The 15,256-nt window shown below is 70.0% G+C and carries 14 protein-coding genes; 4 read left to right on the top strand and 10 right to left on the bottom strand.

Translation table 11 applies throughout. The annotated features are described in order from the left end of the window. Window positions 1–29 precede the first annotated feature (29 nt). Window positions 30–527, top strand: a complete 498-nt coding sequence (locus tag OG787_RS28915) for a MarR family winged helix-turn-helix transcriptional regulator (protein WP_105974558.1) — start codon at window positions 30–32, stop codon at window positions 525–527. A 19-nt stretch (window positions 528–546) separates the two neighbouring features. Here OG787_RS28915 and OG787_RS28910 read toward each other — a convergent pair whose 3' ends face one another. After that, window positions 547–1,320, bottom strand: coding sequence for a LuxR C-terminal-related transcriptional regulator (locus OG787_RS28910; RefSeq protein WP_369035454.1), 774 nt, complete (start codon window positions 1,318–1,320; stop codon window positions 547–549). Between the two features lie 308 nt (window positions 1,321–1,628). On the opposite strand from OG787_RS28910, the gene OG787_RS28905 reads away from it, so the two are divergent. Beyond that, a complete protein-coding gene (locus tag OG787_RS28905; protein ID WP_405537006.1) occupies window positions 1,629–2,081 on the top strand; it encodes a GNAT family N-acetyltransferase in 453 nt (150 codons plus the stop codon). A gap of 87 nt (window positions 2,082–2,168) precedes the next feature. After that, entirely contained in the window at window positions 2,169–3,080 is a 912-nt protein-coding gene (locus OG787_RS28900) for a sulfotransferase family protein (protein ID WP_405537004.1), read from the top strand. Window positions 3,081–3,083: 3 nt separating this feature from the next. On the opposite strand, the gene OG787_RS28895 is transcribed toward OG787_RS28900, so the two are convergent. Together OG787_RS28895 and OG787_RS28890 are read right to left on the bottom strand one after the other, a co-directional pair. Further along, a complete protein-coding gene (locus OG787_RS28895) occupies window positions 3,084–3,503 on the bottom strand; it encodes an SHOCT domain-containing protein (RefSeq protein WP_369035452.1) in 420 nt (139 codons plus the stop codon). Window positions 3,504–3,521: 18 nt separating this feature from the next. Continuing rightward, entirely contained in the window at window positions 3,522–4,934 is a 1,413-nt protein-coding gene (locus OG787_RS28890) for a DUF2252 domain-containing protein (protein ID WP_405537002.1), read from the bottom strand. A 300-nt stretch (window positions 4,935–5,234) separates the two neighbouring features. Between OG787_RS28890 and OG787_RS28885 the strand changes: the two genes are divergently transcribed. Beyond that, window positions 5,235–5,669: a hypothetical protein gene (locus OG787_RS28885; RefSeq protein WP_405537001.1), complete on the top strand. Its 435-nt coding sequence runs from the start codon at window positions 5,235–5,237 to the stop codon at window positions 5,667–5,669. Here the strand turns inward: OG787_RS28885 and OG787_RS28880 are convergent. The 7 genes from OG787_RS28880 to OG787_RS28850 all read right to left on the bottom strand — a co-directional run bounded on the left by OG787_RS28880 (window position 5,666) and on the right by OG787_RS28850 (window position 15,161). Then, window positions 5,666–7,270, bottom strand: a complete 1,605-nt coding sequence (locus OG787_RS28880; protein WP_369035450.1) for an MFS transporter — start codon at window positions 7,268–7,270, stop codon at window positions 5,666–5,668. The two genes, OG787_RS28885 and OG787_RS28880, sit on opposite strands and share 4 nt — an antisense overlap. 95 nt (window positions 7,271–7,365) lie before the next feature. Then, entirely contained in the window at window positions 7,366–8,529 is a 1,164-nt protein-coding gene (gene galK / locus OG787_RS28875; protein ID WP_405540614.1) for a galactokinase, read from the bottom strand. 61 nt (window positions 8,530–8,590) lie between these two features. Continuing rightward, on the bottom strand, window positions 8,591–9,553 hold the full coding sequence (galE, locus tag OG787_RS28870; protein ID WP_405537000.1) for a UDP-glucose 4-epimerase GalE: 963 nt from the start codon (window positions 9,551–9,553) through the stop codon (window positions 8,591–8,593). Then, window positions 9,553–10,614: a galactose-1-phosphate uridylyltransferase gene (gene galT / locus OG787_RS28865; protein WP_369035448.1), complete on the bottom strand. Its 1,062-nt coding sequence runs from the start codon at window positions 10,612–10,614 to the stop codon at window positions 9,553–9,555. The genes galE and galT overlap by 1 nt, the downstream gene beginning before the upstream one ends. Before the next feature lie 173 nt (window positions 10,615–10,787). Continuing rightward, window positions 10,788–11,471 carry a LuxR C-terminal-related transcriptional regulator gene (locus OG787_RS28860; RefSeq protein WP_369035447.1) on the bottom strand — a complete coding sequence of 228 codons (684 nt, stop codon included), beginning with the start codon at window positions 11,469–11,471 and terminating at the stop codon, window positions 10,788–10,790. 238 nt (window positions 11,472–11,709) lie between these two features. Continuing rightward, complete coding sequence (locus tag OG787_RS28855) at window positions 11,710–13,293, bottom strand: PQQ-binding-like beta-propeller repeat protein (RefSeq protein WP_405536999.1); 1,584 nt, start codon at window positions 13,291–13,293, stop codon at window positions 11,710–11,712. A 56-nt stretch (window positions 13,294–13,349) separates the two neighbouring features. Next, window positions 13,350–15,161 (bottom strand): PQQ-binding-like beta-propeller repeat protein, encoded by a 1,812-nt coding sequence (locus OG787_RS28850; RefSeq protein WP_405536997.1) that lies wholly within the window; start codon window positions 15,159–15,161, stop codon window positions 13,350–13,352. Window positions 15,162–15,256 lie beyond the last annotated feature (95 nt).

Below are 15,256 nucleotides of genomic sequence, written 5' to 3'. Positions count from 1 at the left end.
ACGTCGACACAACCACTACACTGATCGCCATGGAGGACGAGGTCGATCGGCTGGTCGCTGCGTGGCGCCGGGAGCGCCCGGACCTCGACGTGGAACCGCTCGAAGTGCTCAGCCGGGTCAGCAGGCTGGCCCGGCATCTGGACCGTGCGCGCAGGCTCGCCTTCGCCGAGCACGCCCTGGAGCCATGGGAGTTCGACGTTCTGACCGCGCTACGGCGTGCCGGGAACCCGTATCAGCTCTCCCCCGGACAGCTCCTCACCCAGACCCTGGTCACCTCCGGCACGATGACGAACCGTATCGACCGGCTGACGAAGAAGGGGTTGGTGGAGCGACTCCCCGACCCCAGTGACCGGCGCGGTGTGCTGGTGCGGCTCACGGTCGAGGGGCAGGACAGGGCTGATCAGGCGCTCGCCGGGCTGCTGGACCAGGAGCGCGCGATCCTGGCCGAGCTGTCGCGCGCACAGCGGGGCGAACTCGCCGGGCTGCTGCGCCAGTTGACGGCGCCCTTCGACAACATCCCCGGCTGAGCGCCGAAGGCGTCCCCGGTCAGGCGCTGCTGCTCTCCTCCACGCCGATCCGGGCGGTGGGTCCCAGGTCGACGGGGCCGACGCCGGCCCGTCGGGCGAGGGCGACTGCGGCGAGGGTGGAGTGGACGCCGAGCTTGCCCAGCACGTTCTGCATGTGGGTGCGGACGGTGTGCGGGGAGAGGAACAGGCGTTCGGCGACGGCCTTGCGGCCGAGGCCGGCGACCATGCACCGCAGTACCTCCCGCTCCCGGGGCGTCAACGACTCCACGAGCCGCTCGCTCTCGGTGCGGTGCTTGCGGGCGGCCGTCAGCTCGCGCAGTACGCCCGTCAGCAGCGCCGGCGGGAGGTGCGTCTCGTCGCGCAGGACGCCCCTGATGACGGTCAGCAGCCGGGACAGCGAGCAGTCCTTGGCGACCCAGCCGGAGGCCCCGGCCTGGAGGGCCAGTGCGGCCCGCCGCGGATCGTCCTTCTCGGCGAGCACGACGGTCCGTACGTGCGGATGGCCCGTACGGACGCCCGCGACCAGCGAGATGCCGTCGACCAGCCCTTCCTCGTTGCCCTCCTGCACGGGCACCGCCGGACGCGCCCCGGGCACATTGCCGCCCAGGTCGGAGTCGACGAGCAGGACGTCGAACCGGCGGCCCTCGGCCACCGCGCGCTCCAGACTGCGCAGCGCGGCGGGACCGCTGCCCGCGGCGGAGACGTCGACGTCGGGCTCCGCGGCCAGTGCGGCGGCGAGCGACTCGGCGAAGATGCGGTGGTCGTCGACGACCAGGACTCGGATGCGAACCACTGAAACCCCCTTCCCCGAGCTCCTCAAGAGCTGGGGACACCCAATCGTCGGGGGGACACCCCGTGCGGACACGACGCCCGGAGCAGTCCCCGGCTGTTGGTTCTGGCCTGGGACGGGGCTGCCGCAGTCACTCCGCGCGGCCGCCGCCGTGCGATGACTGCTACCCCCACTCCGGGCGTCGTACCCGACTGTCTCGCCCCCTGATCAGCACCGGCCCCCACCGGTGCTGTTCATCAGGGTACGGCCGGGAGGCAGGAGCGGAAGCTAATTCGCAGAACTGATTGGCCAGCACGTTTATGGTGTGCCGCATGTTTCGTATTGAGACAGAAGTCGACAAGGAATGGCTCTCTCTTCTCCGATCAAGGTTGCGTGACACGAACACGGCGGCATCGCCGGTGCTGCGCGCCCTGCGCGGAACCCCGGCCGAACGCGAACTCCCGCTGCACGTATGGGCGTTGGATGCGAAGGGTGAGCTGGCGGGGGGCCTGGTCGGCCACACCTGGACGACCTGGCTGCATGTGACGTATCTCTGGGTCGACGCCCCGCACCGGGGCAGCGGCCTCGGTTCCCGTCTCCTCGCCGAGGCGGAGCACAAGGCGCGCGGGGAGCGCGCGTGCACCGACGTACGCCTGGAGACCTGGGACTTCCAGGCGCCGGACTTCTACCGGAAGCAGGGGTACGAGGTGGTGTGCGTGATCCCGGACTATCCGCCGGGGGTGACGGAGTACACGCTGACGAAACGGCTGCGGTCAGGGGCCTGAGAGACGTGGGCGTTCACCTCGGGACTTTACTCCCGTCTCAGGCAAGACCAAGGTAAGTCTCAGGTAAGAGTTCTAGCGTGCCGCCCCATGAGCATCCTGCGGAAGCTGAACTCCAAGCTCGCCGAGACGACCGGCTACCAGGTGCGCCGCGTCCCCGCGCCCAAAGCCGTCGCGGGTGCGAAGGCCGGCACCCTCGACGCCGTGCCGAAGCCCCGCCAGCCGCGTCCGCCCCGGCCGCCGGCCGCGCCCCGGCATCCGGTGGACCCGGCGGTCGACCGGCTCCTTGACCGTCCGGTCTTCGTCCTGGCGCCCGTGCGCTCGGGCTCGACACTGCTCCGCATGATGCTGGGCGCCCACTCCGAGCTGCACGCCTCGCACGAGCTGCATCTGACCGGCCTGGAGGTGTACTTCAAGTCCGGCAGCCCCACGGAACGCTCCTTCGAGGCGCTCGGTCTCGGCTACGAGGACCTGGAGGGCCTGCTCTGGGACCGTGCCCTGCACCGGGAACTGGTCAAGTCGGGCAAGCCGTTCATCGTGGAGAAGACCCCGGGCAACACCTTCCAGTGGCAGCGCATCGCCGAGACCTGGCCCGACGCCCGCTTCGTCTTCCTGCGCCGCCACCCGGCCTCGGTCGCCCGCTCCTGGCACGAGGCGGTGCCCGACCGCACCCGCGAGGAGGCGGCGTCCCGGGTCCTCCAGTACATGGTGGCGATGGAGGAGGCCCACGCGAAACTGGGCGGCCACATCCTCACGTACGAGGACCTCACCGCCGACCCCGCCACCGAACTCCGCGCCCTCTGCGACTTCCTGGACCTGGAGTGGCAGCCCGGCATGCTGGAGTACGGCAGCAGCCTGGAGGGCGCGGTCCTGGGCGGCGGCTTCGGCGACTGGAACGACAAGATCCGCTCGGGGAAGGTCCAGCCGGACCGGCCGGCTCCGGCGCCGGAGGAGATACCCGAGGTGCTGCGGGAGATGTGCCGGACGTGGGGGTACCAGTAGGAGTCAGGAGGACAGGACCTTCTCCTTGGCGTGCTGGAACTCCGTCTCGGTGAGATCGCCCTTGCTCTTCAGCTCGGAGAGCTTGGCCAGCTCGTCCGCGTGGCCGCCCGAGCCCGTGCTTGCGGCGGTTTCACGGATGTAGGCATCCATCGACTCCTGCCGTGCTCTGGCGGCCTGCTGTCCCCGCTTGCCCATGTCACGGCCGCGGGCGATCAGGTACACGAAGATCCCGAGGAACGGCAGGATGATCACGAAGAAGGTCCACCCCGTCTTCCCCCACCCGCTCAGCGAGTCGTCGGTGAAGACATCGCCGATGACGCGGAACAGCAGGACGATCCACAGGATCCACAGGAAGATCCACATCATCGTCCAGAACGCGCCCAGAAGCGGGTAGTCGTATGCCAGAAACACGCTGTTGCTCATGGTCGTTCTCCTGTCTCCCTACGCGCTCTGCGCGCGGACCCGGCCGGTGTGTACGGCGTCGACGAGGGCCTGGTGGTCGCGTTCGTTCTGGTCGGCGTAGCTCTCGGCGAAGACCGTGAGTGCGCGGTCGAAGGCGTCGCCGCCGCCGAGGTAGGCGGCGATGGCGATGCGGTCGCCGGAGCGGGCGTGCGCGCGAGCCAGGGTGGCGCCGCAGATCTCACCGAAGGCACGCATGGTTCTGGGGACCATGAACTGGGGTTCGGCGATGCCCTTCCAGTCCCGCAACTGGCGGACGTAGAAGTCGCGTCGGCGTCCGTCGATGCCGATGACGCGTTCCCAGCCCAGGAAGATGTCGCTGGTGGCCTGCATGAGGCGCTGCCCGGCGACGACCCGATGACCCTGGTTGTCGTGGACGCTCGCCCCGGCGAACGGGGCCAGCACCGACCGGTCGGCCTCCTTGGCCTGGAGGAGCAGCGGGTCCTCGTCGTCCCGGCCCAGCAGCAGGATGATCCAGCAACGGGTGCCGACGCTGCCGACCCCGACGACCTTGCGGGCCATGTCGACGAACCGGTACTGCCGCAGCAGATGGCGGCGGTCGGACTGCACACTGTGGGCGTACCGCTTGATCAGCTCGCGCAGCTGTTCCTCCAGGGCGTCCCGCTCGCCGCCCGCCAGCAGGTCCTGGGCCGGCACGATCAGGGGCGGGTCGGGGGCGATCCTGCGCCGGCCGTCGACCACCTCCGTGAGCTTCTCGAAGGCCTGGAGGCTGTCCCGGCTGCGGGCCTTGCTCATGGCCCGCCGGGTGCGCTTGCGGGCCCGCGAGCCCAGCTTCTGGTCCGCCAGCTCCTGCATCGCGTCCATGTCGACCTGGGTGTACCAGACGGCGAGGTTGCCCTGGCCGGCGAAGTCGCGCATCCGCTCGCGGTAGGACCGTACGGCGGCGCGTACGACGGAGGCCCGTTCGGCGTCCGTGAAGCCGTTCTCGCGTCCGGCGATGGCGAGGCTCGCGGCCAGCCTCTTGACGTCCCACTCCCAGGGGCCGGGCAGGGTCTCGTCGAAGTCGTTGATGTCGAAGACGAGGTGCCGCTCAGGTGAGGCGAGCAGCCGGAAGTTCAGCAGATGCGCGTCCCCGCACAGCTGGGCGGTGATGCCCGAGCGGGGGGTGTCGGCCAGGTCACCGGCCATGATGGCGGCGGCGCCCCGGTAGAAGCGGAAGGGGGACTCCAGCATCCGCCCGTAGCGGATGGGCACGAGTTCCGGGACCCGGGCGGCCGACTGTGCCTCGATGGTGTCCACCGGGTCCGGCCGTTTCGCCGCGGGCCGGTACTCGGCGTGGGCGGAGCGTGGCGCGTCCGCCCGGGCGGCCCGTCCTCGCGCTGCCCGTTCTTCGGGAAGGTTTCCGTCGTGGTTTCCGTCGATCTGGTCAGCCATGTCGCCACCTCCAGGGCGGAGCCGCCCGGTGGAGACGTGCCCCGGCCCTCTCCCACCGTTCCACACTCGGCACCCGCGGGCATCTCGGCCGGCAAGGTCACCTGTGGCGAGCCACGGGCTGGAGGAGGAGGCTGGACGCAGGGGCACCGTGACCGAGGGACATCCCATGGTCGGAACCAGCGCGGACCAGCAGATCCGCCTTCTCGTCCCAGAGGTGACCATGCCGTCGCCGGGTGCCCTTCTGATCGTCCGGGCCCTCGGCATGATCGCCTGCGCCCGTCTTCAGGAAAGGAACCAGCCATGGTCAGTCATGTGACCGGAGCCCACTCGGGTACGGCAGCACGAAGTTCCGCGCACACGGGGATCGGCAGCGGCTGGGTGGTATTCGCCGGCGTCCTGATGATCTTCGGCGGACTGATGGCGCTCTTCTCGGGCATCGCCGCCATCGCCGACGACGACGTGTTCGTCGCCACCCGCAACTACGTGTACGAGTTCGATCTCACCGCATGGGGCTGGATCCATCTGGTCCTGGGTGTGGTCATCACTCTCGCCGGTGTCGCTCTCTTCCAGGGCGCCACCTGGGCCAGGGTTGTCGGCGTGGCACTGGCCGGCCTGGCCATGCTCGCGAACTTCCTCTGGATCCCCTACGCGCCGTTCTGGGCCATCGTCCTCATCGCGCTCAACGCTGTGGTGATCTGGGCCCTGTGCACCGCACCCAGCCCGTCGGAACACTAGCGGGGCTGTGTCTTCGGGATCCTGTGGGTGAAGAACATCGCGAGGAGGGCGGCGAGGGCGAGGATCGCCAGTGCGGCGCGCAGACCCTCGATCCTGGCGTCGGCGTTCGCGTCGAGTGCCGCCTGGGTCACCTCGCTGCTCGCGCCCTCCTTGGCCAGGGCGGTCTTGAGCTGGGCGTCCGACAGGAAGGGCGCGCCGTCCTGGAGTTCGACGGCGGCCTGGCTCTTGACGCCGGACGGGACATCGGGATTCTGGTCCACGGCGGTCAGGAACGAGGACGTGAGGGTGGCGATCAGGATCGACCCGGCGAGTGCCGTACCCATCGACGCGCCTAGGTTGGTCACGGCGTTCTGCACGCCGCCGACCTCCGCGGTCTGCGCCTTCGGCACCGCGGACACGGTGACGGAACCGAGCTGGGACGCCAGCGCTCCCATCCCGAGCCCGATCAGCAGGAGGGGGACGGTGACGACCGACGCGCCGGAGTCCGCGTCGAGCGCGGCCATCAGGACCACCGCGCCCGCGAACAGCGCGAGGACCCCGAGCCGCACGACCCGCCGCGGCGAGACGTCCGGGAAGAGGCGGGGGATCAGGACGGCGGCTGCCAGCAGGGTCAGCGAGAGCGGCAGGATGCGGGCACCGGTCGAGAGCGCGGACAGGCCCAGGGCCACCGACAGATAGAGCGGTACGACGAAGAAGACGCCCATCTGCACGAGGTACTGGAAGAAGAACATCGTCAGCCCGCCGGTGAGCTGCTTGTTGTGCAGCATGGCCGGGTCGACGAGCGGCTCGCCGTGCCGTTCCTCCAGGCGGGCCTCCCAGCGGAGGAAGAGCCAGACCAGCAGCAGACCGGCGAACATCAGCCACACGGTCGGTGAGACCCCGAACCACGAGGGTCCGTCGGGCTTCGGCCGGAACCAGCCCCATTCGCTGGAGCGGAGTACGCCATAGACGAAGGCTCCGAGCCCCAGAGCCGACAGCAGCGCGCCGACGAGATCGATGTGCGGGCGTTCGCCGACCGGCACGTCCGCGATACGGCGGCCCAGGACCAGGATGCCGAGCACCACGACGACCTCGCCGGCGAAGACCCAGCGCCAGGAGAAGTACGTCGTCGCGACACCGCCGATGAGCGGCCCGAGCGCGATGGCCACGGCCCCCGCCGCCGCGACGAGTCCGTAGGCGGCGGGACGGCGGTCGACGGCGAAGTTGCTTGCCACGAGCGCCACGATCGCGGGCATGATGAGTGCCGCCCCGATCCCCTCCAGGAACGACCAGCCGATCAGCAGCACGGGCAGGTTCGGTGCGAGGGACGTGGTGAGAGAGCCGCAGCCGTAGATGACGCAGCCGACCAGGAACGCGCGTTTGCGTCCGATCAGCGCCCCCACCTTGCCACCGGGGATCATGAACATCGCCATCACGAGGGTGTAGGCCGTGATGGCGCCCTGGACACCCGTCACCGTCGTACCCACGTCCTCGGCCACCGTCGCGATCGAGACGTTCATGACAGAGCTGTCGAGCGCCATCAGGAACTGACCGGCGGCGAGTGTCACCAGGACGAGTCGCGCTGTCGCCGCACTCTCGGTTGTGCCTGTTCCGGGTGCCATGGGCGAATCGTCCCAGCCGCCCCGAAGAGCGACCCGTGACCCGCCGCGGACGTCAGCCGGTTGGCGGACCGCCTCCTCGAAGGGCGGCTACGGCGTCACCGGACCCGGCGCGCCCCCGCCGAGGGCACCGCCGCGAACACCCGGGGTGCCGTGTACCCGGCCGCGCCGAACGCCTCCTCGACCGCCTTGCCGACGCGGTCCGCGTCCTCCGCCTCCACCAGGACGATGGCCGAGCCGCCGAAGCCGCCGCCCGTCATCCGGGCGCCGAGGGCGCCGGACTCCACCGCGGACTCGACCACCAGGTCCAGTTCCGGGCAGGAGACCTGGAAGTCGTCGCGGAGGGAGGCGTGGCCCTCCGTGAGGATCGGGCCGATGGCGCGGGTGTCGCCGCCCGACTTCAGCAGGGCCACCACCCGCTCGACCCTGTGGTCCTCCGTCACCACGTGGCGGACCAGGCGACGTACCTCTTCCTCGTCGCCCAGGCGGGCCAGCGCCGCGTCCAGGTCCTCGTACGGCACGTCCCGCAGCGCGTCCACGCCCAGCAGCTCCGCGCCCCGTTCGCAGCCCGCGCGACGCTTGCCGTACTCGCCTTCGCTGTGGGAGTGCTTGACCTGGGTGTCGACCACGAGCAGGGTCATGCCCTCGGCCGCGAGGTCGAAGGGGATCTGGTCCTGGGAGAGGTCCCGGGTGTCGAGGAACAGGGCGTGCCCGGCAGTGCAGCACGCCGACGCCGTCTGGTCCATGATGCCGGTCGGCGCGCCCACGTACACGTTCTCCGCGCGCTGGCACAGGCGGGCCAACTGCCAGCCCTGTAGGCCCAGTTCGTACAGGTCGTTCAGGGCCAGGGCGACCACGACCTCCAGCGCCGCCGACGAGGACAGGCCCGCGCCGGTCGGGACCGTCGAGGTGAGGTGGATGTCCGCGCCGCCCGACACGGCTGTGTGTCCCGCGTCCTTCAGGGCCCAGACCACGCCCGACGGGTACGCCGTCCAGTTTCTGTCCGACTCCGGCGTCAGGTCCCCCACCCGCAGCTCGACGACACCGCCCTCGATGTCCGACGAGTGCAGGCGCAGCACGCCGTCCGTGCGGCGGGAGACCGCTGCCAGCGCCGTGTGCGGGAGGGCGAAGGGCATGACGAAGCCGTCGTTGTAGTCGGTGTGCTCGCCGATCAGGTTGACCCGGCCCGGCGCCGCCCACACTCCCTCCGGCGCAGCCCCGTACAGACCCTCGAACGCCTCGGCGACATCCACAGTCGTCATGCCCGTCATGCCCTCTACCTCTGGCCCTTCTTCGTACGTGCTAAGTGCTGCTGTTTGCTTGCTACTTGGCGTTGCGCTGCGCGAACTCCCAGGCGTCCGCGACGATTCCCGCGAGGTCCGACCGGGTCGGGTTCCAGCCGAGGCGGGTCTTGGCCCGCTCGGCGGAGGCGACCAGGACCGCCGGGTCGCCGCCCCTGCGCGGGGCCACGACCTCCGGGATCGGGTGGCCGGTGACCCGGCGGACCGTCTCGACGACCTCGCGGACGGAGAAGCCCTCGCCGTTGCCGAGGTTGCAGATCAGGTGTTCGCCCGGCTGGGCCGCCGTAAGGGCCAGGAGGTGGGCGTCCGCCAGGTCGGCGACGTGGATGTAGTCCCGTACGCACGTGCCGTCGGGGGTCGGGTAGTCCTCACCGAAGACCGAGATCGCGTCCCGCTTGCCCTGGGCCACCTGGAGGACCAGGGGGATCAGGTGGGACTCGGGGTCGTGGCGCTCGCCCTGGGTGGCGTAGGCGCCGGCCACGTTGAAGTAGCGGAGGGAGACCGCGGCCAGGCCGTGGGCCGTCGTCTCGCTGGTGATCATGTGGTCGACGGCCAGCTTCGTGGCGCCGTAGGGGTTCGTCGGCGAGGTCCGGGCCGTCTCGACGATCGGGGTCTCCTCCGGCTCGCCGTACGTCGCCGCCGTGGACGAGAAGACCAGCTTGCGGACGCCCGCCTCGCGCATCGCCGTGAGCAGCGCCATCGAGCCGCCGACGTTGTTGTCCCAGTACTTCTCGGGCTTCACGACGGACTCGCCGACCTGGGAGGAGGCCGCGAAGTGCAGGACACCGTCGAAGGACGAGTCGAGCCACTTGGCCGCGTCCTTGATGTCGCCCTCCACGAACGTGGCACCTGCCGGGACGCCCTCCCGGAAGCCCGTCGAGAGGTTGTCGAGGACGACGACCTCGTGGCCGGCCTCCAGCAGATGCTGGGCGACCACCCCGCCGACATAGCCCGCACCGCCGGTGACCAGGTACTTACCGCTCATCAACTCGCTACCTCTCGCAGTCGCTGGGCCGCGGACTCCGGCTGGATGTCGTTGATGAACACGCTCATCCCCGACTCGGAGCCCGCGAGGAACTTCAGCTTGCCGGAAGTACGGCGAATGGTGAAAAGCTCCAGGTGGAGCGCGAAGTCGTCCCGGTTGACACCCTCGAACTCCTCCAGCGTGCCGAACGGCGCCTGGTGCCAGGCCGCGATGTACGGCGTCGGCGGTTCACCCTCGCCGAAGATCCGGTCGAAGCGCCTCAAGAGTTCCAGGTAGACCTTGGGGAACTCTGTGCGGGCCTCCTCGTCCAGCCCCAGCAGGTCCGGCACCCGGCGACGCGGGTACAGGTGCACCTCGTACGGCCAGTGGGCCGCGTACGGCACGAAGGCCACCCAGTGGTCGGTGGCGAGCACGATCCGCTCCCCCGCCGCGAGTTCCTTCTCCAGGATCTCGTCGAAGAGGTTCTCGCCGCCCGTCGCCTCCTTGTGCGCGGCCACCGAGCGGAGCATCAGGGCCGTGCGGGGGGTGGTGAAGGGGTACGCGTAGATCTGGCCGTGCGGATGGCCGAGGGTGACGCCGATCTCGGCGCCGCGGTTCTCGAAGCAGAACACCTGCTCGACGGAGGGGAGGTGGGACAGCTCCGACGTCCGGTCGGTCCACGCCTCCAGGACGAGGCGGGTCTGCTCCTCGGTGAGGTCGGCGAAGGACGAGTTGTGGTCGGAGGTGAAGCAGACCACCTCGCAGCGCCCGGAGTCACCGGCCAGGGAGGGGAAGCGGTTCTCGAACACGACCACGTCGTACGAGGAGTCCGGGATCTCGCTCAGGCGGTCGCCCTCGGTCGGGCACAGGGGGCACTCGTCGGCCGGGGGGTGGTAGATGCGGCCCTGGCGGTGCGAGGCGATCGCCACCTCGTCGCCGAGCAGCGGGTCCCGGCGTACCTGGGACGTGGTCACCGTGCGCTCCAGGGGGCGCCGGTCCACCGCGTCACGCACCGTGTCGTCGCGCAGGTCGTAGTAGATGAGCTCACGACCGTCGGCGAGCCTCGTCGAGGTCTTCTTCACGCCGGACTCTCCATCCGTACCAAACCTAGCTTCAAACAGAACCGAACACATCAAATCATAAGTCCACAAGCATGGGTATCCCTGAGCGAGCCGTGAAACGCCAGCGGAGCCGGAGTTCACGGGAACTCCGGCTCCGCAGTCGGGAAGTGAGATACGTGCGTCACCTACGCACGTCAGAAGTCGGCGCCAGGGGGCGAGTGTTGCTGCACAGGTCCCGCCCGGTCCAGCAGGCCCGTACGGGCCGCCAGTGCCGCCGCCTCCAGCCTCGACCCCACGCCCAGCTTCATCAGCACCCGCTGCACATGCGTACGGGCCGTACTGGGCGCGATGCCCATGCCGGCCGCGATCAGCCGGGTGTCCTCGCCGTCGGCGACCCGGACCAGGACCTCGACCTCCCTCGGCGTGAGCATCTGGAGGAGGCGCTGGCCCTCGTCGTCGGGCTGGGCGGCGGGGTTGAGCAGTTCACTGAACGCGCCCTGGAGCAGCGCGGGAGCGACCGCCGCCTCGCCCGCCCTGGCCTTCATGATGGCGCGCTCGACGCCCTCTATGCGCTCGTCGTGACGTACGTACCCGGAAGCGCCCGCGGCGAAGGCGGCGGCGATTCCGCGCGGGCTGGGCACCGGGCCCAGCACCAGGACCGCCACCTGCGGACGCTCGCGCTTGATCCGCACCACCGGGTCGAACATGCCCGGCTCGGCCGGTGTGGCCGTGCCCAGCAGGCACACCTCCGGCGCGCGCGTGATCACCAGTTCCGCCGCGCCCGCGGCGGGCGCCGCCGCGGCGAGCACCCGGTGCCCGCGCAGCTTCAACGCCGAGGCCAACGCCTCGGCGAGCAGTCGGTGGTCGTCGACCACCATGAGCCGCACTCCCACTGAGCCACCCCCCAGTCCCCCCAATGGTTGTCCCTTCTGGATGCCCATTGGTCCGCACGGACAGGAGCCCCCCGGCTCCCCCCGCTTCCCATGCCCCCGGAAGCTACACGCTTGTTCGACGTTGCGCTTCCCCTACTGGAGAGAAGTGCCCCGGATCGTCGAAAATCCTCTCATTCGAGGGTGATGATGTAGTACGTGCACCACCTCGCCCCTGAGCAGGGGTTCAGCCGGTGCCGTACGCGATGGCCAGATACCTCGTCCCGCCCGTACTGGAGGGTTTGTGGGCGAAGACCTGGGACATGTAGAGGCGGCCGTCGGCGTAGATCAGCTCGGCGAACTCGGGCTGCATGCTGAACTCGACCTCGCGCACCGCCTTCGTCGCCGGGTTCTCCATCAGCTTCGTCTGCGCGAAGGTGCCGGCGTCGATGCTGACGACCTGGCCGCCCTTGTCGTAGGGCGGGCGCTTGTACGCGATCACGTTGCCGCCGTCCATGCGCAGCGGGGAGATCGTCCAGCCGTCGCCCGCGTCGGCCCGCCGGCCGTCCTGCTTACCGGTGGCGAGGTCGAAGGCGACGATCTCGTTGGTCTTGCTGTACTCGCCGGTGCCGTCGTGGTTCTCGGTGGGGAGGTAGATCCTGTCGTTGCCGACGGCGAGCTTGGTGCAGTACTCGATCCTGGTGATGCCCTCGCACTCGGCGGCGTACTTGTCGCCGGGCACCGAGATCTTCGTACGCAGCTGTCCGGTCTTGTTGTCGATGGAGAAGATGTCCGAGATGCCGCTGCCGTCGCCGGCGGAGCGGTTGACGTCCGCGGCCACGACCAGCGGGTTCGTCGTGACGATGCTGGCGTCCTCGATGCCCTTGGCCATGGCGTACTCGGAGAGGACCTTGCCGGAGACCGGGTCGATGGTCTGGATGTCCAGCTGGCGGGCGCCGTACGACCCGCACTTGCGGACCGCGACCAGTTTCTCGCCGCCGCCGTAGCCCGCGTCGTAGCAGGTGTCGGTGGGTTTGGGGGCCCAGAGAGCCTTGCCGGTGATGTCAAAGGCGGCGCCGCCGCTGGTGCTGCCGACGGCGACGGTGTTCGCGCTGACCGTCACGTTGTTGAGGTTGATCACCTGGTCGCCGGACCTGACCGTCCGTGTCCACAGCTGCTTGCCCGCGTCGAGGTCGATCGCCGCGACCTGGCTACAGCCGTGGGAGGGCTTGTCCTTGGTCGGCATGGCGGGTTCGTACACGATCGCGGTCTGGTGGCTGTCGGTGGTGTGACGGCTCGCGGCACAGACCGGTCCCGGCAGGGGGACCGTCCAGAGCTTGGTGCCCTTCTCGGGGTCGTACCCGACGATCTCGGCGTGGCCGCTCTTGGCGTACACCGAGTCGGTCAGCCAGGACCCGACGACGGTGGCGCTGTTCTCGTCGGCGCCGATGGCGGGCTCGGGGATCTGGAAGAGGACCTTGGAGGCGGTGTTGGCGGGGGCCTTCGTGTCCGGGGTGGCGCCGCTGGTCGCCCCGGTGCCGGTGGCGTTGTTCTTGTCGTCGCCGCTCTGGCCGTCCTTGGTGGAGGAGTACCAGACCCCGCTGCCGATGATCAGGGCGATCGCGGCGACGGCCGAGACGATGATGACCGCCTGTGCGTTCAGCTTCCGCTTGGGGTTGGGGTTGGGGGTGGGGGCTTGGGGCGGAGTCGGATAGCCGTATCCGTACGGGGGCTGCTGGGCGTACGGGTTCGGGGCGGCCTGGGGATAGCCGTAGCCGGGGGGAGGCGGCGGGGGCTGGTTGGGCGGAGGCGGGGGCGGGGGCTGGGTCATGGCGTGCGTACCTCGGGAGCGGAGAGAAAGGGGGAGGGGAGAAGGGAGGGGGCGAGTTACTTGCCGTAGGCGAGCATCAGCTTCTCCTTCAGCTCGTCCTTGCCGCTGAGCCTGGTGGAGGAGAGATAGAAGCGGCCGTCGACCCAGTCGTAGGCCTTGGAGTAGAAGCCGTTCTCGACGTCGGCGGCGGACGCCGGGTTCTGGAGCAGCTTCACCGGGGTGTGGCCGCTGCCGGTGAGGGGGATCGACACGACCTGGCCGCCGGTGTCGTACGACGGCTCGACATAGGCGATGAGCTGCGCGCCCTCGACCTTGATCGGCAGCATGGACTCGTCGGCCGGTGACTTGGCACGCCACTTCTGCCTGCCGGTGGCGAGGTCTATGGCGACGATCTCGTTGGCGCCGGTGGTCGCCTCGGTCGGGAGGTAGAGGGTCTGGGCGTCGGAGGCAAGGCCCTGGCAGCCCTGGAGGTCGCGTTCGAGGATCGCCCAGCCGCACACGGGGGCGAAGGACTCGTCGACGGTCACCTCGGAACGGAAGCTGCCGTCGGCCTTGAGCGTGGAGATGTTCCACGACTTCTTGTCCTCGTTGGTGAGGTAGAGGACGACGGGATCGACGGAGTACGTACGGCCGACCGCCCAGCCCTTCGGGATCGCCCGGGTCCACCTGGCGGCGCCGGTCCTCGGGTCCAGCTCCTGCACCTCGTCGTGCTCGGTGGAGGTGGAGACCCCGCAGGACGACACGGCGATCAGGCGGGCGCCGCCCGCGAAGGCGGCGGGGAAGCAGGCGGCGCCGTACTTCACCTTGTCGAAGAGCTTGGCGCCGGTGGCGAGGTCGTACGCCGTGCCGGACTGCGAACGCCCCACCATCAGCGTCGACTTGGTGATCGTCAGCTCGACGCTGAGCGAGCTGTCGAACAGCGCCCCGTCGGCGACCTCACCGCTCCAGCCCTTCGCGCCCGTGTTCAGGTCGAGCAACTGGAGCCTGTTGCATTTGGCGCGCTGGCTGTCGCCGTTCATATAGGCGACCACGATCTTGTCGTCGGCCGACTTCTGCGGGGTGACGGCGCAGATCTTCTGGGGGAAGGAGATCGGCCCCCAGGCCGTCTCCCCGTCCGCGACCCGGAACGCGAACACCTCTTTGTACGCCGCCTTCACGGCCACCTTGTCGGTGATCCACATGCCGTTGGCGTCGGCGCCGGAGGCGGGCGCGTCCGGGGCGTCCTTGGACCAGAGCACCTTCGACTCGCCTGCCTGGCGCCCCTCGTTGAGGTCGCCGGGGTCGGCACCGGCGACACCGCCGCCGTTGTCGCTGTCGTCGCCCGACTCGGCGGGTCCGGAGGCGGGCGCGGAGAGGTCGGGACCGGTTGCCGCGGGCTTCTTGTCGTCGTCACCGCTGGTCACGGCGTACACCGTGCCGCCGATGACGAGCAGCGCGGCGGCCGCCGCCCCGAGCATCAGTGCGGGGCGCCCCTTGAAGGGGTTGCGGGAACCGCCGCCGGGCGGGGGCGGTACGGGGACGCCGGGGAACTGAGGGGGCTGCTGCTGGCCGGGGTAGCCGTATCCGGGCGCGGAAGCGTACCCGTAAGGGCCCGGTTGGCCTGGTTGGCCGGGCGGGCTGCCGTACGGGCCCGGCTGGGCGTAGGGGCCGGGCTGCTGCGGATGGCCGTAACCGGACTGGGGCGGGACGGTGGGCAGGGGTGGCGGTGGGGACTGCGGGGGCGGCGGGGCCCCGTACGGCGTTCCCTGCGGAGCACCGGTCTGGGGCGCACCCGTCTGTGGCAGCTCCGGTGGCGGTCCGAAGCCGAAGCCGCCTTGGGGAGGGCCTGCGTACGGCCCCTGGGGTGGTTGGCTGGGCGGCTGGGTCATCAGCGCTTTCCCCCTTCAGCTGATTTTTAGCCACGCCCTGAGGTGCGCAAAGGGTCCGGAGTCCCAGTCGGTCAGGCTCACTCAGGGAGTTCTCA

The sequence above is a fragment of the Streptomyces sp. NBC_00075 genome, from assembly GCF_045041225.1.
GTDB classification, from domain to species: Bacteria; Actinomycetota; Actinomycetes; order Streptomycetales; family Streptomycetaceae; genus Streptomyces; species Streptomyces adonidis.
Note: the sequence above shows the minus strand (reverse complement) of the source record. Positions and strands in the feature narration are given on the sequence as shown.